The organism is Arthrobacter sp. TMP15 (genome assembly GCF_039529835.1).
GTDB lineage: Bacteria > Actinomycetota > Actinomycetes > Actinomycetales > Micrococcaceae > Specibacter.
In genome coordinates, this window is record NZ_CP154262.1 from 1,782,590 (window position 1) to 1,808,239 (window position 25,650).

Here is a 25,650-nt window from a genome sequence, read left to right on the forward strand (position 1 = left end):
TTCAGCCCGAGACCAGCAGTTCAGCGGGCCTACTGGGCGGCTGCTAGGGCGTCCAGATGTTAGCTAGGGCCAGGGCAATATCAAGATTTGGCAGGTTGATCTGAGCGTCGGCGGCTTCGCGAACTGCCGGTTTTGCGTTGAATGCCACTCCCAGTGCAGCAGCAGCCATCATGTCGAGGTCATTGGCACCGTCACCAATGGCCATGGTGGCTTCAGCACCGATGCCAACTTCCTGGCTCCAGCTCTGCAACTGCACGGCCTTAGTGGCTCTATCAACTACCGCCCCCACCACTTTGCCGCTTAGGTGCCCATCAATGATTTCGAGGTCGTTTGCCATCGCGAAATCTAAGCCCAGTTTCTCGGCCAGCGGGGTGAGGATCTGTGAAAAGCCCCCTGAAACAGCGGCAACAACGTGTCCTGCTTCCTTTGCCTGGGATACGAGCCGTTCGGCCCCGGCTGAAAGCTGGATCGCCGCGCCAACCTCCGCCAGTACGCTCTCCGGAAGTCCCGCTAGGGTGGCCACCCGATGATGCAGACTTTGAGCAAAATCCAACTCTCCGCGCATGGCCGCCTCGGTGACCTTTGTGACCTCGGCTTCGGCCTCCGATCCAGCATGGGCTGCCAAAAGTTCAATCACTTCCTGCTGGATCAGTGTGGAGTCAACATCCAAAATGATGAATTTACGTTTTGCCCAGCGAAGCGAGTCGGGAACAACGGCAGTGTTTATTTCTCCGGCACCGGCCTCAGTGAGGGCCCGACGCAAGCGAGTCAGTCGTGCAGCAGCTTGGGCGTGAGTTGTTCCCGAAGGAGTGAGGGATCCCAGTTCCAGCACAATCACTTCAAATTCAGGATGGTTCTCGCGTCGTTCCGAGGCGATGGTGTAACCATGCTCGGTCAATACTGTCCTGGTTTTCTCCATGGCTGCAGGGGAGAGCGTTTGGCCATAGCTAACTGCTGTGAAAGTGGAGGGCATGCTAAGAATTCTACCCGCACCCGACTGTGCCTCCACGAATCCCATCCAAGGCCCCTCTCCTACTTCTTCATAGCGAACGGCGTGCTGGTTAGCGCAGTCCACCTCTCGTGTCATAAGCTCATTGATTATGAGTGAAGTCTTAGGTTTGGCCGGTGTCAGCGTTGTCCGCGGCACTAAAACATTGTTGGACAACGTCGACTGGCGTGTCATAGAAGGCGAACGTTGGGTGGTTCTTGGACCCAACGGTGCTGGCAAGAGCACATTGTTGCAAATTGCTGGTGCCCGCATGCACCCCACGCGTGGGGTTGCCGGGATTCTAGATGAGGTTTTGGGGGCCGTTGACGTCTTCGAGTTGCGCCCTCGTATTGGTTTGGCCTCTGCCAGTCTCGCAAACCAGATTCCGGAGCATGAGAAGGTGCTCAATGTAGTTGTGACGGCTTCTTACGGCGTCACAGGTCGCTGGCGCGAAGCATACGATCGTAATGATGAACGCCGTGCGTTTGGTCTGCTCGAGGAGTGGGGTGTTTCAACGTTCTTTAACCGCACCTTTGGTTCATTGAGCGATGGCGAACGCAAGCGGGTGCAGATTGCCCGGGCACTCATGAGTGATCCGGAGCTTCTTTTGCTCGATGAGCCCGGAGCCGGTCTTGATTTAGCCGGACGTGAAGGCCTGGTCAAGCGCCTCAGCGAACTGGCAGCTGACCCAATGGCCCCCAGCACCGTCCTTGTCACACACCACCTTGAAGAGATTCCACCCGGTTTCACGCATGCACTGTTGCTGCGCGACGGTGCCGTGGTTGCCCAAGGGCCCATCGCCGATGTCTTGACGGAAGAGAAACTCAGCGCTACGTTCGGCCTGCCGCTGAATGTCGCAAGTAACGCCGGAAGGTACACGGCGACAGCACGGCACTAACCGTCATCGTTCTACTCGGACACCAGTAAGAACACCAGACTAGTATTTCGCGATAAGTTTTTTAGTAGGCCACCGAAACCGCATAGGATCCCGCCAGAGCTGTGAACGCGCTTGAGTCATTTTTCATCCTGCTAGGCGGTCTGTGGGCCGGCACCATCAACACAGTGGTTGGCTCGGGGACTCTTGTTACCTTCCCCATCTTGATCGCCTTGGGGATCGCTCCCGTCATGGCAGTGGTCAGCAATGCAATGGGTTTAATTGCTGGCGGAGTTTCCGGCACGTGGGGCTATCGTCGCGAGCTGCGAGGGATGGGCCCCAATCTTGTCCGTCTGATGCCTGCGTCGGTACTGGGCGGGATAACAGGGGCGTACCTCCTGCTGCATCTACCTGAAGAAGTTTTCCACGTTGTTGCCCCCGTGCTGATTGTCTTTGCACTGGCATTGGTAATTTTTCAGCCCCGGCTGCAGGCTGCCGTGAAGGCCCGTCGCGGCAATGCCACATCCGTCCGCTCTCATGATGCGCTAATGGTGGCCTTGGTGTTTCTGGCGGGAATCTATGGCGGCTATTTTGTTGCGGCTCAGGGAGTGCTGTTGGTAGCGATCCTTGGCATCTTTATGAGTGGAACTTTGCAAAACGCGAACGCCGTCAAGAACGTGCTCTCACTGAGCGTGAACGTCATTGCGGCTATTTCCTACTTGCTGTTCGCCCCCGAGAAGATCATCTGGATCGTGGTTGGTTTGATCGCAGTCAGCTCGCTCATTGGTGGTTTTGTTGGCGCAAAGATCGGTCGCAGATTGCCGCCCGTGGTGTTGCGCACGGTTATTGTCGCCCTCGGATTGGTTGCTTTGTTCTTCATGATACAAAAATTGGTGATTGCATGATCATCGTCCTGCAGGATGCCGGCGATCCTCGCGTCAGTGATTACGTTTCCCTCACCGACGTCCAATTACGCAAGACCAAAGAGCCCGCAGAAGGCCTGTATATCGCCGAAAGCCCCAAAGTCCTGCGCCGGGCCTTGGAGGCGGGTCACCGGCCCAGATCCTTCTTCCTGGCAGAAAAATGGTTACCGGAGATGGCTGATGTTTTAGAAAAGTACGACGACGTTCCCGCCTTCGTAGGGTCCAGCGCAATTCTGACGGAAATTACCGGCTTCAACCTTCATCGCGGCGCTATGGCTGCCATGCACCGTCCAGATGCGCGCAACATCCCGGCTCTACTGGCCGGGTCCCGGCGGATTGCCGTGCTGGAAGACGTTACGGATCACACTAATATTGGTGCGATTTTCCGATCTGCTGCCGCATTGGGAATAGATGCAGTTCTCATTAGCCCCCGTTGTGGGGACCCCCTTTACCGGCGCAGTATCCGGGTCAGTATGGGTGCGGTATTTCAAGTCCCATGGGCACGGCTGCCGGAATGGCCGGCGGGTTTGGCCATGCTCCATGAAGAAGGATTTACCTTGGCTGCACTTGCCCTCGTGAAGGACTCGCTCACCATTCACGAACTTGCTGCCCGCAATGAGCAAAAGCTGGCATTGGTGGTGGGTACAGAGGGGGACGGGCTCAGTGCCCAGACACTGGCACGAGCCGATCACACCGTGATGATCCCCATGTGCGCCGGCGTTGATTCGCTCAATGTGGCAGCAGCGTGTGCTGTAGCCTTTTTCGCCACCGCGGGTAGTGTAGAAACATGAACTTAGATGAGAAATTACCGGATTTTTCTTTGGCTGATCAACATGGAATGGTCAGGACTCTTTCCGAACTAAGCGCCGATGGTCCTTTAGTTATTTTCTTTTACCCGCTGGCTGGCAGCGGAGGATGCACCAAGGAAGCCTGCCATTTCCGGGATTTGCAGGCCGAGTTCGCGGAGGCGGGCGCCGCCATTGTGGGCATCAGCACGGACTCTGAAACCAAACAGCTGAACTTTGCCACGAAAAACAACCTCAGCTACCCACTGCTGAGCGACACAAAAGGCGAGGTAGCCGACTTGTTCGGAGTACGGCGTCGCCTATTAGCGAAATCCCTACCCACCAAAAGAGCCACCTTCATTGTTGATACAAACAGAATTCTGCGTTTCGCAGTCTCCAGTGAAACAAATATGAATTTACATGCCGATCAGGCACTGGCTGCTCTCGCCACAATGGGCTAACACAGCAACCCGGATGCTGCTGCAGACTCCAGCTTGGTGAATTCGGCTCCAAGCGGTAAAGTTTCTAGCTGGGCCTAGTGCCCATACCATTCATCAGTCTGGCAAAAACCAGACGATAACACTCTGAGGTTTACAGTGAAGCAGAACACCCACCCGAAGTATGAAGCCATCGTTTTCAATGACTTGGCTTCAGATACCAAGTTCCTGACGCGCTCCACGGCGACGTCCAAGAAGACCATCGAGTGGGAAGATGGCAACACCTACCCCGTTATCGACGTGGAAATCTCTTCAGAGTCACACCCGTTCTACACGGGCAAGCAGCGCATCATGGACAGCGCCGGCCGCGTGGAGCGCTTCAACGCCCGCTTCGCAGGCTTCGGCAAGAAGTAGTACTTCTTTCCAACAGTTTTTTGTTTTAGACAGGGTTCGCACTATACGGTGCGGGCCCTGTTTTCATGTCATCACAGCACCAAGAAATCATCTCTGGTGCCCTGACCGAAAGACCGAAAGACATAAAGCGAGTCAATTTTGCACAGAAGAATTTTGCACAGAAGAGCTGACAGCGGGGAAGATGGAGGCATGGCAACGCAACTTCATGGTGAATATAAGGTGCATGGCGGCAAATTGGTCGTGGTTGACTGCACGGTCAAGCATGGTCTCCTTGATGAGGTCCAGGTCAGTGGTGATTTTTTCCTTGAGCCAGATGAGGCGCTGGATGACATCAATGCTGCCCTGAACGGTTTAGCTATTGAACTGCCCGCTATTGAATTCGCCAGCGCCATCACGGCTGCCCTCCCTGCGGACGCGGTGCTGTTTGGATTTTCAGCGCAGGCCGTGTCCATAGCAGTGCGCAGAGCACTGACCAAGGCAACAAGCTGGATTGACCATGAGTGGGACATTATTGCGCCAACTGTCCTGCCAACAGCCATCAATGTCGCCTTGGATGAGATCCTCACCGAGGAAGTGGGAGCGGGTAGACGAAACCCAACCCTCCGTTTTTGGGACTGGGAAGAACCCTCGGTTGTTATCGGCAGCTTCCAGTCCGTCCGCAATGAACTCGACCCCATCGGGGTGGAGAAGCATGGTATTCACGTTGTCCGCAGGATCAGTGGTGGCGGTGCCATGTTCATGGAAGCAGGTAACTGCATCACCTATTCGTTGTACCTTCCCCAGACTCTCGTTGATGGACTCACTTTTGAGGACTCCTACAAATTTCTTGATGCCTGGGTATTAGCTGCTCTTGAGTCGATGGGCATCGAGGCTTTCTATGTGCCGCTGAACGACATTGCCACCAGCGCCGGTAAAATTGGCGGCGCAGCCCAGAAGCGACTCAGCAACGGAGCAATGCTCCATCACGTGACAATGAGCTATGACATTGATGCGGAAAAAATGATTCAGGTCCTGCGCATCGGGAAAGAGAAGCTCTCAGATAAGGGCACCCGATCCGCCAAGAAGCGTGTAGATCCTTTGCGCCGCCAGAGTGGGCTAAGCCGCCAAGACATTCTTGAGCGCATGTCAGAGACATTCATTGATCGTTATGGTGCCCGTGCAGCATTCCTCACTGATACCGAACTTGCCGAGGCGGCACACCGTGTGGAGCGTAAATTTGGCACTACGGAGTGGCTGCACAGAATTACATGAGCGCTTCTTCCCAAGATTCACCACGAGCGCTGTCTTGGTGGCCCAATCAGCCACCTGCTTCCTTTGCCTTCGTCATGGCTACCGGAATTGTTTCTGCCTCACTTCTCGACGCTGGCTGGAGCGTTGCAGCCACGATCTTGTTATGGATAGCGGCTGTTGCTTTGCTGCTGCTCTTTATTGGACTCATTGGTCGCCTTGTTACCCACAATGCTGATGCCGCGGCTGACTTTCGCAATCCACACAAAGGCTTCGGTTACCTGACACTGGTAGCAGCCATTAACGTTGTTGGCATTGGATTTCATCCCGTCGCACCACAAGCCACATGGATTCTGGCCGCAATAAGTATTGTGCTCTGGCTGTTCTTGGCGTACGGAGTCCCCCTGTCAATGATGCTGCGAACAGAAATGGGAGAGAGCTTACGTCCCCGGCTGCTCCCTGTGGACGGCACCTGGTTTCTCTGGGTTGTCTCCACGCAGTCGATCTCCATGGCCGCAGCCTCCCTAGCAACTGGCGGAAGTACTGTGCGGCTTCTCAGCGATGCTGCTGTAGCATTCTGGGGCGTAGGGATCATGCTGTACCTGACGCTCACCACCATGGTTGTACTCCGACTCCTTACAGGTGGTGAAAATCTTGGTGGCATAGTGCCCACCAACTGGATCTTTATGGGGGCCACCGCCATCACCGTCCTGGCCGGTTCAATGATCCTGCATCTGCCGGCGGATATCCCGGTTGTGCATTTGGCCGGTCCAACTGTGGGCGGCCTGAGCTACCTGCTGTGGGCCTTTGGCCTGTGGTGGGTTCCGCTTCTCGTGGCTTTCGGCTTCTGGCACCATATAGTGCGGCGCCAACCCTTGCGATACAGCACCGCATTGTGGTCAATTGTGTTTCCGTTAGGAATGTTCGCCGTAGCAACATTCCGTTTTGGCACTGAAAACCAAATGCCGCTTGTCACCTTCGTAGGCGACGTTGCCACGTGGGTGGCGGTCGCAGCATGGCTAATAGTTGTGGCTGGCATGCTGCTTGCCTTTGCCCGATGGGTGCTTAAACACGAACCGGACAAAGGCGCACAGATTATCTAGGCGCTAACCGCTTGGGCGTTGAGGGCCCGTAGTAGCTGGTCACGCTGTTCGCGCACCATGCGTCGCAGCCCGGTGGATGCATGGGGGTGGTCTGCCAACCAGGCATCGGTTCGAACCATCACCGGGTGATCACCAGGAGAAGTCCCAGAGACAAGATCTTGCTGCAGCGGGAACAATCCCCGGACTACCCGCCCAGCCATTTCCAGACTGCGCTCAGACCAGATACGTTCAATCTGCACAAAATAGGGTTCCACGAACGATTCAATTAGCTCTCTCTCACCAGCGATTAGCCCCGCCATCGAGAATCCGGCGATAGTAGCGCTGAGGAGTTCATTGCTGAGCGTATCCTCATCGACGGCTTCACTCCAGCGACGTTGTTTCAGGGCCAGCTCAGGCAGTGCGGCTGTAGCGGCACAATGACTCGCCCTGTGTTCGGCGGTAGTGTTTGCCGCCAGTTCTTCATCCAGTTCCGCTTGGGTGGCTGCTCCCCGGGAAGCCAACTGCTGCCACAACAGCCAACGCAGGCCACCATCAACAGCCAATCCGGCCGGCACGTGTGTTCCTGCCAGCAAGTCCCGGCTAATCTGCACCACCGCGTCACTGCAGCGACCCACAATCGCGAGGGTGCGCGCCCACACCAACTGCTCGTCGCTTGCTGGCTGCGCCTGGTTCAGGTGCCGCCCAATGCCAGCGAGCAGCATGTCCATAGCCAACGCGCGCTCAGCTGGGGCACAGTAATAATGCAGTGCGTAAACAGCGTTGTCCGCCAAGGTTTGCAGCAGGCTAACATCGTTTTCACCCCCGGCGTGATCCACCACTGCGCGAAGGTAAACCGACGCAGGAAGAAGCCCGTCCCGTGTCTCATTCCACAGTGCAGACCACACAAGGCTGCGAGCTAGCGGGTCTATCATTTTTCCAACGGAACGAAGCGCGGTGGCAAGGGATCCGGCGTCGAGCCTGACCTTGGCATAGCTATGATCCTCGTCATTGACCAGTAGCAATGCCGGTGTTGCCACGCCAATAAACTCTGGCACCTCCGTCACCTCGCCAACCACATCCAAGGTGACCGAGTGTGTGCGGACAAGAGATCCGCCGTCGTAATCAAAGCAGCCAACCGCCAACCGGTGAGGACGCAGCGCTTGGGCACCAGTGACCGGATCAATAGCTTCTTGTCGGATCCCAACGGAAGTCACCTTGCCATTGTTTGTGTCAATGACGGGGGTGAGCGTGGACATACCGGAGGTCTGCAGCCACTGGCTGGCCCACGTCCCCAAATCTCTCCCGGAAGCTGTACTCAGCGGATCCAAGAGGTCCGCCAAAGTGGTGTTTGAATACGCGTGGGCAGCGAAATATTCTCTTGAACCGGCGATGAAGGCCTCATGGCCCACGTACGCAACAAGCTGCTTGAGCACTGAGGCGCCCTTAGCGTACGTGATCCCGTCAAAGTTAGCCTTGGCGGCTTCAAGGTCGGTGATATCAGCAACGATGGGGTGGGTTGTGGGGAGCTGGTCTTGTACATAGGCCCACGCCTTACGACGGCTGGCAAACATGGTCCAGGACTTGGCACCCCACGGTGTCGCCTCGGCAACAGCCAAGTGACCCATGTAATCAGCAAAGGATTCCTTCAACCACAGGTCATCCCACCACGTCATCGTGACAAGATCGCCAAACCACATATGCGCCATCTCGTGCATGATCGTGTTGGCACGTTGTTGGTAAGCCGTATCGGTGGCTCGGGACTCATGCACGTACGCTTCCGTGAACGTCACAAGGCCCGGATTTTCCATGGCGCCCAAGTTGTACTCAGGCACAAACGCCTGATCGTATTTACCGAACGGGTATGGGTGGTCAAAGAGTTCGTTGAAGTATGACAAGCCATCTTTAGTGACCTTGAAAATCTCCGCCGCGTCAAAGTGCGGCGCGAGGGATGCCCTGCAATATGCGGCAAGTGGGATGTCCAGCCGCTGTCCCTGGTGTGCACTTTCTGCACCAAAGACCATCGAAAAGTGCTCCTCCACTTTGAAATACGGCCCCGCCAACACCGTGGTGATGTAAGTGGAGATGGGAAGGGTGGCGGCAAAATCCCAGCGTGCCGTTAGCACTGGCGCATCCTGTCCCTGATTAAGCAAGTTACTCTCCGCTACAGGAGCACTCTCACCATCCGGGCCCACATATCGGCTTACCGATTGGTTGGATGCTACCTCCCAACCCGCCGGAGCAGTCACATGGAAAGTAAACGGGGCCTTCAAATCTGGTTGTTCAAAGTTTGCAAAAACACGCCGCGCATCAGCTGGCTCGTACTGTGTGTACGTGTATGTCCTGCCATCTGCAGGGTCCACGAACCGGTGCAGGCCTTCGCCACTGCGCGAATACGCGGCAGTAGCACACACAACAACTTCATTCTCAGCCTGGAGCGACGGCAAACGAATGCGTGAGCCAACAACCACGTCAGCCAGATTCAGGTTCGCACCGTTAAGGACTACCGATTCAACGCTCAAACCGATGAAGTCAAGGAATGTTTCAGCGGTGTTGGCAGCATCGGCAGAGTCGCCGGCTGATAGATCGGCAGCGAACAGTATTGTGCTGCGGCTTGGGAACCCGGCGACACTCAGGTCACCGGCCAAACCTAAGTCGAGGTCCACATCATAGGAGTGGACGGTGAGAAGTGATTTGCGGTCTGCAGCTTCATTGCGCAGAAGATTATGATTGGACACTATTTCATTCAATCATGGACTCTAAGTCAGATGTTCATCAGGTGCACAGCCCCAAACGCCAGGGTCCCAATCAGCAGCCAGGAACACAAGGCCATGACGGTTGCACGGGCTCCTGTATTCAGCAGATCACGTACCCGTACGCTGGAGCCAAGGCCAAAGAGAGCAGCCCCCAAGGCGATGTCCTGGGCAAGGGCACCGGCTTCAATACCCGATTCAGGTAGCCACCCGGTGGTGCGCAGAGCTGCCATCAATAGAAAGCCAACCACGAACATTGGAATGACCGGAGGAAAACGGGTGCTCGTGGCAGTCTCCACGTTTCCAGCGCGTTGGAGTTCAAGAGCACGTGCTTGGCGTTTGCGCTCGATCGCCCCGGCCACACCCACGATGGGTGCCAACAGCACAACGCGAGTCAGCTTCACCACCACCGCCGCGCTCAGCGCAACAGCTCCAGCCGTTTGGGCGGTGGCCACTACCTGACCCACATCGTGAACTCCGGCACCAACCCACTGACCAAATTCCAGTGGTGAAAGTCCTAGCGGATTCATCAGAAGTGGCAAAATACCTATCGCCAGGGTGCCGCATAGGGTCACTAATGCCACTGGCAGCACAGTATCTTCATGTTTTGTTCCCTTGACGGCGGCCATGGCTCCGATAGCCGAAGCCCCGCAAATGGAAAACCCAGTTGCAATCAGAAGGGGAGTGTCGCCTTCTAGCTTGAACAGCTTCCCCAGGACCAGTGTGCCGGCAAAGCTGAGCAACACAACTGCTACGACCAGGCCCACACTCAGCCAGCCTAGGTCCATGATGTCTCCGAGACTGAGCTTGAGGCCCAGGAAGACAATGCCAGCGCGCATGAAATGCTTGCCCGCGAAGTTTAATCCGGCACGACACGGTCCTTGGCACAGCGTCGAGGTCCCGGGCAGGTTCACTGCGGCAATCCCAAGCACGACGGCGATGGTCATGGCAGGGAGCATCGGCACCAGGCTGTGCAGCAGCAGAGATACGGCAACCGCTGCCAGTGCCACAGCCAGCCCTGGTGCAATAACAAGGATCTGCTCTCTTGAACCGCTCCTTTTACCTTCCGGATTTACCATGGGCTGACCTTGTAATCCTTGAGGAAGACACCGTATTGGTCTTCACCAGACTCGCCCATCACAATGGGGTCGTAAACACGAGCAGCCCCGTCAACCAAGTCCAAAGGAGCGTGGAAGCCTTCCTCAGCCAGGCGCACCTTTGTGTAGTGGGGCCTCTCGTCGGTGATCCAGCCTGTATCAACAGCTGTCATGAGGATTCCGTCGGCTTCTAGCATCTCCTTGGAACTAGTCCGGGTGAGCATGTTCAATGCAGCCTTTGCCATGTTTGTGTGGGGGTGACCAGGTCCTTTGTAGGCGCGGGAGAATTGTCCCTCCATCGCCGAAACATTCACAATATATTTTCGGTGGGCGGTGGAGGCTTTCATGGCCGGACGCAGCCTGGAAACCAGAAGAAACGGCGCTGTGACATTACAGAGTTGAACTTCTAGCATTTCCAGCGGGTCAACTTGGTCAATCACTTGAGTCCAGCTGTTGATCTCAGCCTTATCCGGTACCAGTCCGCCAGCATCAATAGCTGTGCCTGCCTCAATACGTTCTAACGACGCCGCACCCATCGAGAGTGCTAGTGCCGCAATTTCATCGCCACCAAGTTTAGGTTGTTCCATCATCTGGGTGGCCAGTGCCAAGGGGTGTTTGTCGTGTGCGTGACCGAACGTGACCAGTTCTGGCATGGGCGTGTCCGTCGGGAGCTCTTCAAGTTCGGCATCGACTAGGGGAGCGTAGGCGTTTCCTGAACGGCGTACTGTCTGTGCAGCATTGTTGATGATGATTTCTAGGGGGCCGGCCTCGTTCAGTGAGTCCGCCAAGGCCACCACCTGAGTGGGGTCCCGCAGGTCAATTCCTACGATCCGAAGCCGGTGGAGCCATTCGCCACTGTCTTCCATGGCCGCAAAACGACGTGCTGCATCCTTGGGGAAGCGTGTGGTGATCGTGGTGTGGGCGCCATCGCGTAGAAGCCGCAGGGCAATGTACATGCCAATTTTGGCACGGCCGCCTGTCAAAAGAGCCCTCTTGCCGCGAAGGTCAGTACGTGCGTCACGTTTGGAATGATTGAATGCAGCACAATCGGGGCACAGCTGATGGTAGAACGCGTCCACCTGTGTGTAGTGCTGCTTACAGATGTAGCACGGGCGGGGACGTTTTAGTGTCCCCGCCGTATCTCCTGTAGTGGAGGGCCTGAGCTTATTGCCCCGAGTTTCATCGTCTATGCGGTCAGGTGCTGCCGTGGCAGTTTTAGCAATAACTGCCTTGTCTGCATCATTGACAGCATCACGTTTCACGGTGCGGCGGTATCGTTTGACTGCCTTGAACATCTTTCCTGTGGCCCGGCGAACCAGTACATAGTCCGGATGTTCTTCGTCATAGACATGGATATTCTCCAAAACTTTCAAACAATTTTGGATCTCTTCGGGGCTTAAGTCAGGTGCAGTCACCCAATGATTTTAGCCTCTTCACCGGATGTCGCAGACCCAATTGCGGATATCTGGTTCTCCACCACCAGATCCATGGTCTCCTGTGCCACCTGATCAAGCCCTACGGCCAAGACCAGAGCTTCGGGTAGTTCCGCAGCCGCAGTCCGTGATAACGCGAGCTCCGTAGCATCGGGATTCGGGACAAGTTGGCCTTTACTCAGAACTGTGATCCCCGATTCAGTGACCGCAAATCCGCGGGATCTATCAAGGTCATGGTCCAGACCAATAGCCGCTCCAGCAGGAATCTTGACGTTTTTGTCAATGATCGCACGGCGCACTACGGCACCAGCCCCAATAGTGACTTTGTCCATGAGGACTGAATCTTGGACACGGGCGCCCGTGGCAACGTAAACGTCGTTGGAGAGTACCGAGTTCTCAACCACTCCGCCGGATACTACAACGCCAGGCGCCACGATGGAATCTAATGCAGTGCCCACGGAATTATGAGCGCCCCGAACGAACTTGGCTGGCGGCGATGTCGTGTTGCGCGTGAAGATGGGCCAGGCCCTGTTGTACAAGTTGAAGATTGGCAACGGGGAGATCAGGTCCATATGTGCGTCATAGTAGGAGTCAATGGTGCCGACGTCCCGCCAGTAGTTGCGGTCTCTGTCCGTGGCATCAGGGATGTCGTTAGTGGAGAAGTCATAAACGAAGGCTTCGCCACGTTCTACGAAGTACGGAATAATGTCCCCGCCCATGTCGTTCTTCGTATTTTCTTTGACGGCGTCGTGCTCCAATGCTTCGACAAGCGCGTCCGTGTCAAAAACGTAGTTTCCCATGGAAGCTAGGAACTGATCGGGTGCGTCCTCAAGTCCGGGAGTTGACTCCGGTTTCTCCACAAACGCCGAAATCTTATGCGCACCAATGGCGCCAGGAACTTCACCGCCATCAACCTCGATGACACCAAATTGATCGGCCATATCCAGGGGTTGACGTACGGCAGCAACAGTGGCCCGGGCACCTGAATTGATGTGGCTTTCAACCATTTGTTCAAAGTCCATGCGGTACACATGATCGGCGCCCACCACAACAACGATGTCGGGTTCAGCGTCGCCAATGAGGTTCATTGACTGGTAAATGGCGTTGGCGCTGCCTAGAAACCAGCTCTTGCCACGCCTTTGTTGCGCCGGTACTGAGGCAACATAGTTGCCCAACTGCGTAGACATACGCCACGTTTCAGAGACGTGTCGATCCAAACTGTGTGACTTATATTGCGTCAACACCACTATCTTGAAATAACCTGAATTCGCAAGATTTGATAAAGCAAAATCAACCAATCGAAAACCCGCAAAGGGTACGGCTGGTTTAGCACGGTCTGCTGTCAAGGGCATCAGACGTTTACCCTCACCGCCTGCTAGTACGATCGCCAGAACTTTCTTGACTGACATGATCCAACCTCCGAGAGCTCGATATTGTGCACTCCGCTGTGCCAGTTAAGGGTCACAACAACTTCACACTAGAACAAAAGTGTCCCGACAGACTACCTTGAGAGTGTGCGTATAGACATTGTGACAAAGGAATTTCCGCCGGAGATCTATGGAGGTGCCGGTGTACATGTTGCTGAGCTCAGCCGGGTCCTCGCTGCAAAAGTTGATTTGCATATTCATGCTTTTGGTCATCTGCGAGAGCCGGACTTCCATGGGGCAGTAGTTGCATCCTATGGCAACCTCCCTGAACTCGCCGATGCGAACCCAGCCGTCCAAACACTTGGTGTGGACTTGCAAATCGTTGGCGCGATTGACGGGTCCGATCTTGTGCACTCTCACACTTGGTACGCCAATATGGCTGGTCATATTTCTGCCTTGATGCACGGGATTCCGCACGTACTCAGCGCCCATAGCTTGGAACCCCTGCGGCCATGGAAAGCTGAGCAGCTTGGTGGCGGCTATGCCATTTCGTCGTGGGTTGAGAAGACGGCGTACGAGGGTGCTGCAGCGATTATTGCCGTATCCGATGGCATGCGCCAAGACATCTTGCGCAGTTATCCCGATGTGGATCCTGCAAAAGTAAGGGTCATTCACAATGGCATCGACGTTGCAGCGTGGCAGCGTGATGAGAAGGATGACCTTGTTCGTGGCCTTGGAATTGATCCCGAACGTCCCAGCGTTGTTTGGGTAGGTAGAGTTACGCGCCAAAAGGGATTGCCGTACTTACTAAAGGCCGCTGCTGCGCTGCCGCCAGAAGTTCAGCTGGTGCTCTGTACAGGGGCTGCAGACACTCCGGCACTAGGCGCTGAGGTGAATGAGCTCATTGCAGGTTTGAGGGCACAGCGCGATGGCGTGATTGTCATTGAACGCATGCTGCCTCGCGCTGAACTAATCCAGGTCTTAAGTCATGCAACCGTATTTGCCTGCCCTTCAATTTATGAGCCACTTGGCATTGTTAATCTGGAGGCCATGGCTTGCGGCGCCGCAGTTGTTGCTAGCGCAACCGGGGGCATCCCTGAGGTTGTAGCCCATGGTGAGAGCGGGCTGCTTGTTCCGTTGGCGCAGGTAGGGGATGGGACGGGGACACCGCTGGATCCGGATAAGTTTGTCGCCGACTTTGCCGCAGCCATGATTGAAGTGGTGAATGACCCCAACCGTGCACGAGAAATGGGTCAAAGAGGTCGCCAGCGCGCAACGGAACATTTCTCGTGGGAATCGATCGTGGAGCAAACATTGGAAGTTTATAAGAGCGTGCTTCCGCAAGACTGATCATCGCACCGGCAGGGATTTACCTACAGGTTCCTATTCTTGTTCCTGTGGTGTTCTTATCTACTTTCAATGCCGTGGTGATAGCGGTTGCGGCGCTGCGTTCCCATGGGGTCGAGCAGGTAAGGGGCTGTGAAGAGCGGGATGCCGTTAAGCAGTTTCATAGTCCAGTCACTTTGGTGGACAAGGGTATGGTGATAACCGCAAAGGAGCGCCGCATTGTCAATGTTGGTTTCGCCTCCATCGTGCCAAGGAATGATGTGGTGCGCTTCCGCCCAAGGTGCCGGGATGGTGCAATCGGGGAAGCAACACCCGAGATCACGCGCAAACAGGATTTTGCGCTGTGCGGCTGTAAATAGGCGCTGATTCCGTCCGACATTGAGAACCTCTTGACCCTCTCCCCGGCCCAAACGGATTATTTCTGGGTCACATAACGACTGGTCGAATAACGCCAGTGGCACAGGACCGCTGTACTGCGTGAATGCCGTCCCGGTTCCGTCATGTCGGTCAAGGTCTTCCTGCCGGGTGGAAATAATCAACTGTGCCTTCAGCCCACCGTTCAGAGGCAGTTTGTCCGTGCGGGCGGCTAGTTTCAAACAATCCAGTAGTCCGTCAGGAAGTTTCTGTGCTCGAGTTCTATCGTCCTTGACGGCAGGGTCAGTACTCTCTGGATCGATTGGGTCGCCTCCCTCCAGCTCTTCACCTGAATCTGGGAAGGGGATTCGAACCCCATTAACCACCCAATGGTTTTGGACAGAGTCCTCTGTATGGTTTTGGACAAAGTTCTCTGCTGCCGAACCCAACCGACCACTATCATCGGCATCCATGCGCCACTGTGATGCATCAGGGGATTCCGAATAAGCATCTTGGCAGGGTGGGTCGCCACAGCCAGTCTCGTGTCTGTCAGCTTCCGCGTCACCACCGCCAGCTTCCGCGTCATCTCCGCCAGCGTGAGCGTCAAAGTCAGTACCCACAGGAGCGCCAGTATTTTTGCCGACCTGACACGCTAACTTGAGACGAGTGAAATTCGCGGCCTCTTGGCTTGTTGGGGTCGCCGACTCAGGAATAAAGGGTTTATGGCAGGCGCCCCTGACGTGATCAGAGCCTAAGGTGTCACTTTCGAAACTTCCCGGCTCTGCATCATGAGAAGTTTGGGATCGAGACGGACTAGGTGGAACAGATTGCCGTAGTTGCTCCAGCGGCCCTGGGTTCAACTGCACTGGGTCCAACTGCACTGGGTTCAGCGGCCCTACTGGAACGGTGGCGTTGATATCAGAGCGCTTATTCGGGTTGGCAAAGCGATCCAAAATCACCATGATCTGTTCATACTGCGCGATTGTCAGGTGACCACCAATCGCTATGAGTCCACGCCGAGGCTTACGGAAGTAGATACCTTGTTTAGCCACTAAATCCGCGTGGCTGGGTTTCTGGCCGTCCGGATCCAACAGGCTCATCATGTGGTTGCCTACCTGTCGCAGGAAGTCCGGGCCCTCATTCTTAGCTGTTTGAACCAAGTCCTCCTGAACGCTGTCGCACTTTTCTTGACTGATACGTCCATTCTCCGCGAGTCGGCTGGCTTCTTCGACATACTTTGAGATCAATAGCGCCTGTTCTTGAGAGACATCTCCTCTGAAAAACGCTTCGCCAAGCTTTGGTTGTTCAGTCGGTGCGATCTTAGCGGTCACAGTATCCATAACTGGTAGGAGGACCTCAGCCAATCGGATTCGACGGCGGGCTTCAAACGCACTGATCGTCAAAGTTTGCATCAACATGTCCACAGCTCCCCGAACGCCTGTGGTGGCGTATCTACCGGCGTCAACTCGCTGGGAGAGTTCGGCCGTGGTCTGGACGACTAGTGCCTGCCCAAAACGAAGTAGCTTTTCCAAGTCTTGCGCCCACTTAACACACTCCTTATCAGTGAGTTGACTGAGTTCCAGACCGAACGGTTCTCCGGCAGTTGGCTCCGTAGACCCTGGAGAAGACAGGTCTGAAGTTGAAGCGCTCTCAGGCTCGCTAGTAGTGGCATTAGTGGTGGCACGTACCAACGCTCCGGCAAGTGCGAGGAGTTGGTGCACATGCTCGCCAACCTGCTTCAGACCCGAATTGGACAACGAATCGATCGTAGTCCTTGCTGTTGTTCCCATATCTATATTCTAGAGGAAAGCACGGTCACTGTGAGGGGGAATCCGCGATGTGTGGACAAGCACGTGCTTGGTAGCCCTGTGGAGGAAAGGATGAATCTCGCACGTCGAACTTCGGAAAAGAAAAGTTAGAAAATGGGGAAGCTGAAGTATTGCCAACACTTCAAAGCTGACATTCGCGCAGACTGTGGATAAGTTCTGGCACGTCTGCCGCATCGAGTGTACTTTGGTAGCAAGCCAAGAGCAGGAAGTCCCGACGTTGAGACATACTGCCCACTCAGCACCACCAGTAGGGGCAACGATGAGTGCGCGCCACAGTGAAACGACACACAATAACATTGGTAATCCGGCATTTTGGAGTATCCATCGACGACTAACGACTCGTGCCATGGCCATCTTCATTTCTACGCTGCTAACTCTCAGTGCGTGCTCATCTACACCCAACGTCCCTGCACCATCGGAGACAGAAAATTCGGGGATAGCCAGCGCTGGAGCTACGACCAGTAAGGCTGCCCCGCCGCCGACCGTTGAAGCTGCCTATATGCCAGCAACTGCTGATGGGCCAGCCCAAAACGTTCCAATCCCCGTCCTACCTGATAAGGCCAAAGAATTCAGCAAAGACGGGCTCATCGCATTCGCTGAATACTGGTACAGCACGCTAGGTTACGCTTTTGAAACGGGAGATCCGGACCCCATGATGGCCGTGAGCGGACCGGACTGTAAGACCTGCGCGGCAATGAGCCAGACTGTTGTGGCTGGTCATGCAGGGGGTAAATGGATTGTAGGTGGAAAGATAATTATCGATCCGCCGCACACTTCCTTTGTGCTGACACCTAAGGACAATTACCAGGCGACGACTCTGGCGCGTCAAGAGCGTGTGCAATACTTCAACGCGGACAAATCGCTGTCAATCGATCGCGGCGTAACAAGGGCCCAAGGAGATATTCTTGTTGGGCTTTATCAAGAGGGACAGTGGATAGCGCTAACTGTGGAACACCTTGGTGGGAGCAAGGGCTCATGAGCATGTCGATGCGACGCTCGTGGCAGACCCTTTTGATCCTGACCGTCGGTTTACTCGGCACGCCTTCTTACGCATTTGCGTCTGATTCTCACGACTCTGAACTAAGTTGGGATGACACCGGTGTGGACACAGACGTTTGGAATTCAATCCCAGGAACTGACAATCTTTTCGGCGAATCTCCTGGCGTCGGATCCCAGGACCCGTATACATATGAAGCCAGGCTTGCTTGCGCAGACGGCGACAGTAGTATCTTTCCTGCATGCGCCACAGTCATGTCCTCGTGTTCTACAGGAAGTGGCAATCCTGAGGGAAAACCGGGTACAGCGATCTACTGGTACTTCGCCGAAAAGAATATGAGTCCAGCTATATGGCACTACTACTCAGGGCCAGAGTGTGTGTACGGTGAAAAGCCCCGGGATATCCTCGCGGAAATCGCTGCCCAAATCGCGCATGAGTTTCAGCGCACTCCTGTGGCCGGGGCAACTATTGGCAGTCAGCCAGGGCCCCACACGCTCCGAGGCAAGGAGACCAACGTGTATGCCGAAGCGTCAACGCAGACCTTTGCCATCACACTTCTCGGCCAGCAGGTCACCATCACAGCCACGCCCGTTGCCTACACATGGGACTACGGCGACGGCGAAGTTTGGGGTCCTACACCTGTGCATGGTGCGCCGCTGCACGTCGATCGGATCGGTGAACAGACCCAGACCAGTCATGTCTACACTGAGTCGGGGAAAATTAGCATAGGTCTCACGACGCATTTCGATGGCAGTTACACAGTTAACGATGGCCCCGTCTTACCCATCCCGGGTCAAGGCAACATTCTTTCGTCTCCGTTAGGCCTAATAGTCTGGCGTGCTGAGACCAACCTTTATGCTGACAATTGCTTCCAAAATCCACAAGGGATCGGCTGCTAGTAAAGCAGTAAGCCGGCGAATGACTGACGGCGGCTCCCAAAACAGCTTGTTTGGGAACCGCCGTCGTATTTCCCGCAGTCGGGTAAATAGCAGTACTGCCGTCAAAAACTACTTCTTGGCAGAAGCTTTAGCCCTCTGTATGAGCACCTTCTCATCCATGGGTGCATCAGAGCTGGCACGTAGCGTGCGGAAGTAGTCATGTGCCTCATCTTGGCGCTCACGCTCAATGCCCGTGGCAATCGTTGCTCTCAGATGCTCGGGGCCGTAACCAAAGGCATCTACCAGATCCAATGCGTGAGGTCGGAGCTTGGCCAAAATACGGTTGATGTATGGTGCCAAAGTGCGTGCACGTTGCATGGAAATACGCCCGTTCATCAGGTACCAGTCGAGATGTTTCTCGATCAGACCCAGTCCGAATAGATCACGCAGACGTGTCAGGACCCGCTTGGTTCCGGCGTCGTCAACACGGCCCAGTGCAGTAGTGAACGCCTCCCACTGCAGAAGCTCGGCATGGGCACGTGCTGCCTCGATCAGGGCATTCTGATTCTCGTTGAATACCGCTGCACCCTTCGCCTTAGGAAGCTTCGCGGCCTCTTTTAAAGCCCCAGCAATATCGGCAACCATGCTCTGGACGCGATCCGCAAGCAACTGCCGTTGAGTGTCTTCATCCTTCAGAGCTCTTGCAGACTTCTGCGCTGAGCCACTGTCAGCAACGAACTGGCCTACCTGCCGCAGCCCCGTCTTGTTCAGTGTGAGGTCGGCGGCATGTCCTGCCACGAACCGTGCCAAGACACCAAAATCAAGGTTGCGGAAATCCTTGGAATAGTCGGCAAGTAGACGCTTGGCTACTAGCTGGAGCAGGACAGTATTGTCACCTTCGAAAGTTGCGTACACATCAAGGTCGGCACGCAGCGAAGTGAAACGGTTCTCCACCATGAAGCCAGCACCACCACAAGCCTCCCGGCATTCCTGCAACGTATCCAGTGCATGCCAAGTAGTGAGGGACTTGAACGCTGCTGCGAGCGTTTCCAGATCCTGACGATCGTCGTCGGTGTCGTGGGCGCCGGAGAACACGTCGTCGAACTTCACCAGTAGTTCTTCGTGGGCGAAGGCGGCTGCATAAGTGGTAGCCAACAACGGAAGCAACCTGCGCTGGTGACGTTGGTAGTCCAGCAAAACGACTTCCTCGGTATCTGAGGCGGCGTTGAATTGGCGGCGCTCAGTGGCGTATTGGATAGCAATCTTCAAGGCCACCTTCGACGCCGCAACTGCGGCCCCGTTCAAGGAGACGCGCCCCTGCACGAGGGTGCCAAGCATAGTGAAGAATCGACGTCCGGGGCTGGAGATCGGTGAACTGTACGTTCCATCGACAGCTACATCACCGTATCGGTTCAGCAGATTTGTGCGGGGGACCCGAACGTGATTAAACGCCAGCTGCCCGTTATCAATGCCGTTGAGTCCACCCTTGATGTTGTCATCACGGCCCTGTACCCCGGGGAGGAATTCTTTGGATGCAGGATCTCGCAATTCAACATAGAGTGCATGCACTCCATGGTTCACGCCCTTGGTGATGAGTTGAGCGAATACCACGGCTGCCAGCCCATCCACGGCTGCGTTGCCAATGTACTCTTTCCAGGCGGCTCGGAACGGGGTGTTGATGACGAACTCTTCGGAGGCCTCATCGTAGGTAGCGGTGGTGGCAATTGACGCCACATCGGAGCCGTGGCCAATCTCTGTCATTGCAAAACACCCGGGGATTTGAAGATTCATAATCCCGGGGAGCCATTTATTTTGGTGCTCTTCGTTCCCCAAGTGCAACACGGCCGAGCCGAACAGTCCCCACTGCACACCGCCTTTGATCTGAAGGGATGGATCTGCAATGACGAGTTCTTCAAAGCCGGCTACGTTGCCGCCGTGGTCGTCACTGCCGCCCAAACGAGTGGGAAATGCACGGTGCACCCCGTTCTGCTGCACCAGAATGCCCATCTGCTCAAACACCAGTTTCCGGTGTTCGGTGTGGGTCATTCCTTCAACTTTATGCAGTTCCGGCTTTCCGGCCAGCTCGCGGGCAGCCAACCTGACCTCTGCCCATCGGCCAAGGAGGACTTCGCCAAGCGCGGCAACGTCAACACTCGCATCTAGGTTGCTGGCGGCGGAAGAAAGTGGTGTCACTATATTGCTCATGATTTTCCTTCTGCTGTTGTTACTGACGCTGTTGTTACTGACGCTGCTGTTACTGACGCTGCTGATTCTGGTTCGGACTCTGAAGCTGCTTCTATTGCAGGAGCTGACGTGGGGGAGACCAACTGCCCCACGCCGTCGAAAAGCCACGTTGATATCTGCTCAGCCATGGCGTGTGAATCTGGTTTACTCGGGTCAACTGCAGTTTGAAGCCACAATTCACCAGTAGTGCGGATTAGACCGATAGCGGCTGTGGGCCAATAACCCAGCAATGGCGAGTCGGGGTCATCCATGAGGTGACGCAGCGGCTCCGTGATCATTGCTGTTACGGAGTCGAAAAATCCGCTCAATTCACCCGACTGGTTGGGATCACCATCGGCTTGGATTGTGGCGAAAAAATAAACGTTCGGTGAGGTTGCCGCCATATTCAAGTAGGCGGCGATCATGGCTGTCACGCCTTCCCTTGGCGCAGTTGCCCCCTGCCGTGCTGCAGAGATGGTGTCCTGCATTTGCCTAATAACCACAGTTCCGACAGCTCTTCTAAGTCTGGACTTGTCACCAAAATAGCGATAAAAAACCGATTTTGACGTTCCTGCGTTAGTGGCAATGTCTTCCATGGAGGCGTCCGGTCCCAAACGGTGAATAGCCCGCCGGGTCGCTTTGATCAAGTCACGACGGCGTTCCTCACGGTGCGATTCCCATCTCGCCGAGCGTCCATCAATAGCCGTGGCGGTGTCTGCTTGCCCCTCACGTCGTTTATTTCCAGTTTCACTTGAGGCAGATACAGGTGCGGAGCTGCTCCGCTCGGGCCCTCGGGAAGATGACGGCGTAGCCGGATCTTGCTGCAACATGTTCACGATACCCAGCGTATCAGGTACGCTGGGTATCAGTAACAAACGGCGTTCCCGAAGGAGAGATCTTCATGACTACACCCACTACACCAGGCAACGAATCCAAGACGATAGATTCTAGCCAGCCAGCCACCACGAGGAAGACTGCATCAGTCCCTGTGACACGCAAGGCTGTCATTGTCGGAGGCAACCGCATCCCCTTCGCACGGTCAGGCGGTGCCTACGCGCATTCGTCCAACCAGGACATGTTGACGGCCGCGCTCGATGGCCTCATTGCCCGTTTCGGTTTGGCAGATGAAGAAATCGGAGAAGTTGCCGCAGGAGCGGTGCTGAAACACTCCAGGGACTTCAATCTCACTCGCGAAGCAGTTCTTGGCTCCGCATTGGCAGCCACAACTCCCGCATACGACCTGCAGCAGGCGTGCGCCACGGGTATGGAAGCAGTCATTGGCCTGTCCAATAAGATCAAATTGGGCCAGATCGACTCCGCTATTGCAGGCGGCGTGGACTCTGCATCCGATGCACCCATTGTTGTCAGCGAGGGCCTGCGAGGAATTCTGCTTGATCTCAACCGAGCCAAAACAACGGGCCAGAAGCTGAAGATCCTCAGCCGAATCCGGCCCAAGGACCTTTCTCCCGACGCTCCCTCCACGGGTGAGCCACGCACTGGACTGTCAATGGGGGACCACCAAGCGCTCACCACGGCCCAATGGAAAATCAGCCGTGAAGCTCAAGACGAACTTGCCCTTGCCAGTCACAAGAATCTTGCGGCAGCATACGAGAACCACTTCTTCGATGACCTAATCACACCCTTCCGTGGACTCACACGCGATTCGAACCTCCGCGCCGACTCCACCTTGGAGAAGTTGGCCAAACTCAAGCCAGCGTTCGGTAAATCACTCGGTGACGCGGCAACCATGACAGCAGGCAACTCCACCCCCCTGACCGACGGCGCCTCCACAGTTCTACTGGCCTCCGAAGAGTGGGCAACGGCACGAGACCTGCCTATTTTGGCCGACGTCGTTGACGGGGAAGCGGCAGCAGTTGACTTTGTTCATGGCAAGGATGGACTTCTTATGGCCCCGGCCTTCGCCGTACCCCGACTACTGGCACGCAACGGGCTGACACTTGATGACATCGATTACTTTGAAATTCATGAAGCCTTTGCCGGAACTGTTCTGAGCACCCTCGCAGCCTGGGCTGATGAAGACTTCGGTATCCAGCGACTGGGCCTCACCGGCGCCTTTGGCACCGTGGACCGGGCCAAACTCAATGTCAATGGATCCTCGCTCGCCGCCGGACACCCTTTTGCAGCAACAGGTGGGCGCCTCGTAGCAAGTTTGGCTAAAATGCTCCACGAACGGGGTCAAGTCAATGGACGCCCGGCACGTGGGCTGATCTCGGTGTGCGCTGCAGGCGGTCAAGGCGTCGTGGCTATTTTGGAAGCACGGTAGGAACATGAGTGCAGAGAAGAACACAGCCGGTCTGCGGGACAAGGCTGATAAGTATACAGAATTCGTCAGCCGCGGATTGGGCAAGGACCTGGCCAAGCGCTTGGGTCTACCCCAGCCGGCCATCCTCCGCCGGTATCATCCAGGTGCACCTCTTGTTGAGGGCCCAATCTTGGTTATAGGCGAGGGAGCAGGGCCCGACGCCGTTGCCAAGGTGCTGCTGAAATGGCAGCAGGATGTGCGCAGGCATGCGACACCAAAACAAAAACTTGGTGCCATCGTTGTTGTCTTGGATGAGTTAGAGCACCCAGACCAGCTCTCGGATGCCATGCTCACCCTGGGCTCGGCTCTGCGGGATTTGAACAAGAACGCTCGCGTGGTCAGCATCTCACGAACTGCTACTGCTAGAGACACTCCTGCTGTAGCCGCTGCCCGTAACGGTATTGACGGCATCATTCGTTCACTTGCCAAAGAACTCCGTGCCGGAGCTAGCGCCAATGGGATTTTGCTGGCCAATGACATCTCGGCAGATTCACCCAGCGCAATGTCAGCCCTGCGCTTCTTCCTCTCCGGACGTTCAGCCTTCGTTGACGGTCAGTTCCTGACCGCATCTACGCGGGGTGAGAACGCCGAGACTGACTGGGAAAAGCCATTAAACGGAAACGTTGCAGTGGTGACCGGAGCAGCCCGGGGGATAGGTGCCGCAATTGCCCGCACGCTCGCACGTGACGGAGCAAGAGTAATCGTGGTGGATGTTCCTGTCGCCGGAGATCATTTGGCCGCCGTCGCCAATGAAATTCACGGCACAGCACTCCAGCTGGACGTCACCACGCACGATGCTGGAGAACGCATCTTAGAACATGCCATCGCTCGCTATGGCAGGCTCGACGTTGTTGTGCACAATGCTGGTATTACGCGAGATAAATTGCTGGCGAATATGGATGCTGCCCGCTGGGACTCGGTGATAGCTGTGAACATCGCCTCTCAGCTGCGTATGAATGAAGTATTTTTGGGCAGCAGTGACTTTGCGCAAAACTCACGCATTATCTCTGTATCTTCCACTAGCGGTATTGCCGGCAACCGTGGGCAAACCAACTATGCTGCCTCGAAAGCAGGAGTCATAGGTATGGTCCGGGCCACCGCTCCTTTGCTTGCGCAGGGCGGCGGCACAGTAAACGCTGTTGCACCAGGTTTCATTGAAACCGAAATGACGGCCAAGATTCCTTTTGCTACTCGGGAAGTTGCGCGTCGTTTGAATAGCCTTCAGCAAGGTGGCAAGCCTAGCGACGTCGCAGAGGCGATCGCCTTCTTTGCCCAACCCGGTGCGGCGGGTGTTACGGCCAATATCCTCCGTGTTTGTGGACAAAATCTGGTGGGACAATGACATCCGAGACCATGCTGACGCACATGCCCTCACTTTCCAAGCTCTACGTCAACGCCGCAGCCATGTCAGCTAAAAGCCGGCTCATCCGCTCCGCACCCGTGGTTGCACTGCCAGCCAGAGCAGTTGAGGTGCGTGGGGTGCAGGCAGATCTGGCGAAAGTGACTGAATTCGCTCACTTGATGGGGGAGCCCGCTAGGGATGTGCTACCGTCCGGCTACCTGCATGCTCTCGTTTTTCCCGTTGCCATGAGCGTCATGGTCCAGGAAGATTTTCCACTTCCACTGTTGGGCATGATTCATTTGCGCAATGAAGTGGAGCATTTTGCGCCTGTTCTGTTCACCGACGAACTCTCTGTTCGGGCATGGGCACGGGAGCTGGCCGGGCATAGAAGCGGCACAAGTGTCCAGATCGTGGCCGAAATTCACGACGCTGACGGCACGGTGCTGCTGTGGCGTGGAGTCTCAACTTATTTGGCCAAGGGCGTGTTCCTGCCTGGGCTGGATAAACCAAGCGCAGCCCCAGCCCGCATTGAATTCAATCCGCCGGTACCTACTGCGCAGTGGAAACTTGGGGTGGATACTGGCCGGGCCTATGCGGCTGTCTCGGGGGACTTCAACCCGATCCATTTGAGCGTACTTAGCGCTAAGGCTCTGGGTTTGCATCGCTCAATTGCCCACGGCATGTACGCGGCTGCCCGCGTTTTGGCCACTGTTCCACAGGCTAAACCGGATGCTTTCAGCTGGAGTATCTCCTTTGATTCGCCCGTATTCCTGCCTGCAACAGTGTCACTGGAAGTTCTTGACCACAGAACTGAGGACGGAGTGTGGCTGAACTCCGAGTTCACGGCATGGAACGGGCACACCGCCCGGAAGTACTTCAGTGGCACAGTGACTGCCGGTTGCCCCTGAAGCAAAAGAATAAGAAGAAAGAAGATCCTACGAGCGAAAACCGGAGCTATGCTTGTGCATCCCCGGGATCAC

The 25,650-nt window shown here is 55.7% G+C and carries 21 protein-coding genes; 13 read left to right on the forward strand and 8 right to left on the reverse strand.

The window, feature by feature from the left end; all coding sequences use genetic code 11:
• Nucleotides 1-43 precede the first annotated feature (43 nt).
• On the reverse strand, nt 44-973 hold the full coding sequence (gene serB, locus AAFM46_RS07800; protein WP_343320270.1) for a phosphoserine phosphatase SerB: 930 nt from the start codon (nt 971-973) through the stop codon (nt 44-46).
• A gap of 127 nt (nt 974-1,100) precedes the next feature.
• Here serB and AAFM46_RS07805 point away from each other — a divergent pair, with 127 nt between their 5' ends.
• From AAFM46_RS07805 to AAFM46_RS07835, 7 genes are all read left to right on the forward strand, one after another.
• Nucleotides 1,101-1,886: an ABC transporter ATP-binding protein gene (locus AAFM46_RS07805; protein WP_283526871.1), complete on the forward strand. Its 786-nt coding sequence runs from the start codon at nt 1,101-1,103 to the stop codon at nt 1,884-1,886.
• A gap of 101 nt (nt 1,887-1,987) precedes the next feature.
• Entirely contained in the window at nt 1,988-2,767 is a 780-nt protein-coding gene (locus AAFM46_RS07810; RefSeq protein WP_343320272.1) for a sulfite exporter TauE/SafE family protein, read from the forward strand.
• Nucleotides 2,764-3,576, forward strand: a complete 813-nt coding sequence (locus AAFM46_RS07815) for an RNA methyltransferase (protein WP_343320273.1) — start codon at nt 2,764-2,766, stop codon at nt 3,574-3,576. Before AAFM46_RS07810 ends, AAFM46_RS07815 begins: the two co-directional genes overlap by 4 nt.
• Nucleotides 3,573-4,031 carry a peroxiredoxin gene (locus AAFM46_RS07820; RefSeq protein ID WP_343320275.1) on the forward strand — a complete coding sequence of 153 codons (459 nt, stop codon included), beginning with the start codon at nt 3,573-3,575 and terminating at the stop codon, nt 4,029-4,031. Before AAFM46_RS07815 ends, AAFM46_RS07820 begins: the two co-directional genes overlap by 4 nt.
• 135 nt (nt 4,032-4,166) lie before the next feature.
• Nucleotides 4,167-4,421, forward strand: a complete 255-nt coding sequence (locus AAFM46_RS07825) for a type B 50S ribosomal protein L31 (protein WP_283526879.1) — start codon at nt 4,167-4,169, stop codon at nt 4,419-4,421.
• Between the two features lie 189 nt (nt 4,422-4,610).
• Entirely contained in the window at nt 4,611-5,672 is a 1,062-nt protein-coding gene (locus AAFM46_RS07830; protein WP_343320276.1) for a biotin/lipoate A/B protein ligase family protein, read from the forward strand.
• Nucleotides 5,669-6,751, forward strand: coding sequence for a tellurite resistance/C4-dicarboxylate transporter family protein (locus AAFM46_RS07835; RefSeq protein WP_343320278.1), 1,083 nt, complete (start codon nt 5,669-5,671; stop codon nt 6,749-6,751). Before AAFM46_RS07830 ends, AAFM46_RS07835 begins: the two co-directional genes overlap by 4 nt.
• On the opposite strand, the gene pepN is transcribed toward AAFM46_RS07835, so the two are convergent.
• From pepN to glgC, 4 genes are read right to left on the reverse strand one after another with little or no spacing between them, the layout of a single operon-like run.
• Entirely contained in the window at nt 6,748-9,465 is a 2,718-nt protein-coding gene (gene pepN, locus AAFM46_RS07840; protein ID WP_343320279.1) for an aminopeptidase N, read from the reverse strand. The genes AAFM46_RS07835 and pepN overlap by 4 nt on opposite strands.
• 26 nt (nt 9,466-9,491) lie before the next feature.
• On the reverse strand, nt 9,492-10,559 hold the full coding sequence (locus tag AAFM46_RS07845) for a putative sulfate exporter family transporter (RefSeq protein WP_343320281.1): 1,068 nt from the start codon (nt 10,557-10,559) through the stop codon (nt 9,492-9,494).
• On the reverse strand, nt 10,553-11,992 hold the full coding sequence (locus AAFM46_RS07850) for an SDR family oxidoreductase (protein WP_343320282.1): 1,440 nt from the start codon (nt 11,990-11,992) through the stop codon (nt 10,553-10,555). Before AAFM46_RS07850 ends, AAFM46_RS07845 begins: the two co-directional genes overlap by 7 nt.
• A complete protein-coding gene (gene glgC, locus AAFM46_RS07855) occupies nt 11,989-13,419 on the reverse strand; it encodes a glucose-1-phosphate adenylyltransferase (RefSeq protein WP_343320284.1) in 1,431 nt (476 codons plus the stop codon). The genes AAFM46_RS07850 and glgC overlap by 4 nt, the downstream gene beginning before the upstream one ends.
• 105 nt (nt 13,420-13,524) lie before the next feature.
• Between glgC and glgA the strand changes: the two genes are divergently transcribed.
• Nucleotides 13,525-14,727, forward strand: coding sequence for a glycogen synthase (gene glgA, locus AAFM46_RS07860; protein ID WP_343320285.1), 1,203 nt, complete (start codon nt 13,525-13,527; stop codon nt 14,725-14,727).
• A 56-nt stretch (nt 14,728-14,783) separates the two neighbouring features.
• Here the strand turns inward: glgA and AAFM46_RS07865 are convergent, their stop codons facing one another.
• Complete coding sequence (locus AAFM46_RS07865; protein ID WP_343320287.1) at nt 14,784-16,868, reverse strand: DUF222 domain-containing protein; 2,085 nt, start codon at nt 16,866-16,868, stop codon at nt 14,784-14,786.
• 298 nt (nt 16,869-17,166) lie between these two features.
• Here AAFM46_RS07865 and AAFM46_RS07870 point away from each other — a divergent pair, with 298 nt between their 5' ends.
• Both AAFM46_RS07870 and AAFM46_RS07875 read left to right on the forward strand, forming a co-directional pair.
• Nucleotides 17,167-17,886: a DUF6318 family protein gene (locus tag AAFM46_RS07870; RefSeq protein WP_343320288.1), complete on the forward strand. Its 720-nt coding sequence runs from the start codon at nt 17,167-17,169 to the stop codon at nt 17,884-17,886.
• A complete protein-coding gene (locus AAFM46_RS07875; RefSeq protein WP_343320290.1) occupies nt 17,883-18,803 on the forward strand; it encodes a hypothetical protein in 921 nt (306 codons plus the stop codon). Before AAFM46_RS07870 ends, AAFM46_RS07875 begins: the two co-directional genes overlap by 4 nt.
• A 108-nt stretch (nt 18,804-18,911) precedes the next feature.
• Here AAFM46_RS07875 and AAFM46_RS07880 read toward each other — a convergent pair whose 3' ends face one another.
• Together AAFM46_RS07880 and AAFM46_RS07885 are read right to left on the reverse strand one after the other, a co-directional pair.
• Nucleotides 18,912-20,987 (reverse strand): acyl-CoA dehydrogenase, encoded by a 2,076-nt coding sequence (locus tag AAFM46_RS07880; protein ID WP_343320291.1) that lies wholly within the window; start codon nt 20,985-20,987, stop codon nt 18,912-18,914.
• Nucleotides 20,984-21,835: a TetR/AcrR family transcriptional regulator gene (locus tag AAFM46_RS07885; protein WP_283528550.1), complete on the reverse strand. Its 852-nt coding sequence runs from the start codon at nt 21,833-21,835 to the stop codon at nt 20,984-20,986. Before AAFM46_RS07885 ends, AAFM46_RS07880 begins: the two co-directional genes overlap by 4 nt.
• 71 nt (nt 21,836-21,906) lie before the next feature.
• On the opposite strand from AAFM46_RS07885, the gene AAFM46_RS07890 reads away from it, so the two are divergent.
• The 3 genes from AAFM46_RS07890 to AAFM46_RS07900 are packed head-to-tail and all read left to right on the forward strand — an operon-like array spanning nt 21,907 to nt 25,578.
• Complete coding sequence (locus AAFM46_RS07890; RefSeq protein ID WP_343317305.1) at nt 21,907-23,289, forward strand: acetyl-CoA C-acetyltransferase; 1,383 nt, start codon at nt 21,907-21,909, stop codon at nt 23,287-23,289.
• Nucleotides 23,290-23,293: 4 nt separating this feature from the next.
• Entirely contained in the window at nt 23,294-24,670 is a 1,377-nt protein-coding gene (locus AAFM46_RS07895; RefSeq protein WP_343317307.1) for a 3-oxoacyl-ACP reductase, read from the forward strand.
• Nucleotides 24,667-25,578, forward strand: a complete 912-nt coding sequence (locus tag AAFM46_RS07900) for a MaoC/PaaZ C-terminal domain-containing protein (protein ID WP_343317308.1) — start codon at nt 24,667-24,669, stop codon at nt 25,576-25,578. Before AAFM46_RS07895 ends, AAFM46_RS07900 begins: the two co-directional genes overlap by 4 nt.
• Nucleotides 25,579-25,650: the final 72 nt, after the last annotated feature.

Bases quoted from the DNA above. Each gene is read 5' to 3' on its own strand.
- serB (WP_343320270.1), bottom strand. From the start codon at position 973: ATGCCCTCCACTTTCACAGCAGTTAGCTATGGCCAAACGCTCTCCCCT.
- AAFM46_RS07805 (WP_283526871.1), top strand. From the start codon at position 1,101: ATGAGTGAAGTCTTAGGTTTGGCCGGTGTCAGCGTTGTCCGCGGCACT.
- AAFM46_RS07815 (WP_343320273.1), top strand. From the start codon at position 2,764: ATGATCATCGTCCTGCAGGATGCCGGCGATCCTCGCGTCAGTGATTAC.
- AAFM46_RS07820 (WP_343320275.1), top strand. From the start codon at position 3,573: ATGAACTTAGATGAGAAATTACCGGATTTTTCTTTGGCTGATCAACAT.
- AAFM46_RS07830 (WP_343320276.1), top strand. From the start codon at position 4,611: ATGGCAACGCAACTTCATGGTGAATATAAGGTGCATGGCGGCAAATTG.
- AAFM46_RS07835 (WP_343320278.1), top strand. From the start codon at position 5,669: ATGAGCGCTTCTTCCCAAGATTCACCACGAGCGCTGTCTTGGTGGCCC.
- AAFM46_RS07845 (WP_343320281.1), bottom strand. From the start codon at position 10,559: ATGGTAAATCCGGAAGGTAAAAGGAGCGGTTCAAGAGAGCAGATCCTT.
- glgC (WP_343320284.1), bottom strand. From the start codon at position 13,419: ATGTCAGTCAAGAAAGTTCTGGCGATCGTACTAGCAGGCGGTGAGGGT.
- AAFM46_RS07865 (WP_343320287.1), bottom strand. From the start codon at position 16,868: ATGGGAACAACAGCAAGGACTACGATCGATTCGTTGTCCAATTCGGGT.
- AAFM46_RS07870 (WP_343320288.1), top strand. From the start codon at position 17,167: ATGAGTGCGCGCCACAGTGAAACGACACACAATAACATTGGTAATCCG.
- AAFM46_RS07875 (WP_343320290.1), top strand. From the start codon at position 17,883: ATGAGCATGTCGATGCGACGCTCGTGGCAGACCCTTTTGATCCTGACC.
- AAFM46_RS07880 (WP_343320291.1), bottom strand. From the start codon at position 20,987: ATGAGCAATATAGTGACACCACTTTCTTCCGCCGCCAGCAACCTAGAT.
- AAFM46_RS07885 (WP_283528550.1), bottom strand. From the start codon at position 21,835: ATGTTGCAGCAAGATCCGGCTACGCCGTCATCTTCCCGAGGGCCCGAG.
- AAFM46_RS07890 (WP_343317305.1), top strand. From the start codon at position 21,907: ATGACTACACCCACTACACCAGGCAACGAATCCAAGACGATAGATTCT.
- AAFM46_RS07895 (WP_343317307.1), top strand. From the start codon at position 23,294: ATGAGTGCAGAGAAGAACACAGCCGGTCTGCGGGACAAGGCTGATAAG.
- AAFM46_RS07900 (WP_343317308.1), top strand. From the start codon at position 24,667: ATGACATCCGAGACCATGCTGACGCACATGCCCTCACTTTCCAAGCTC.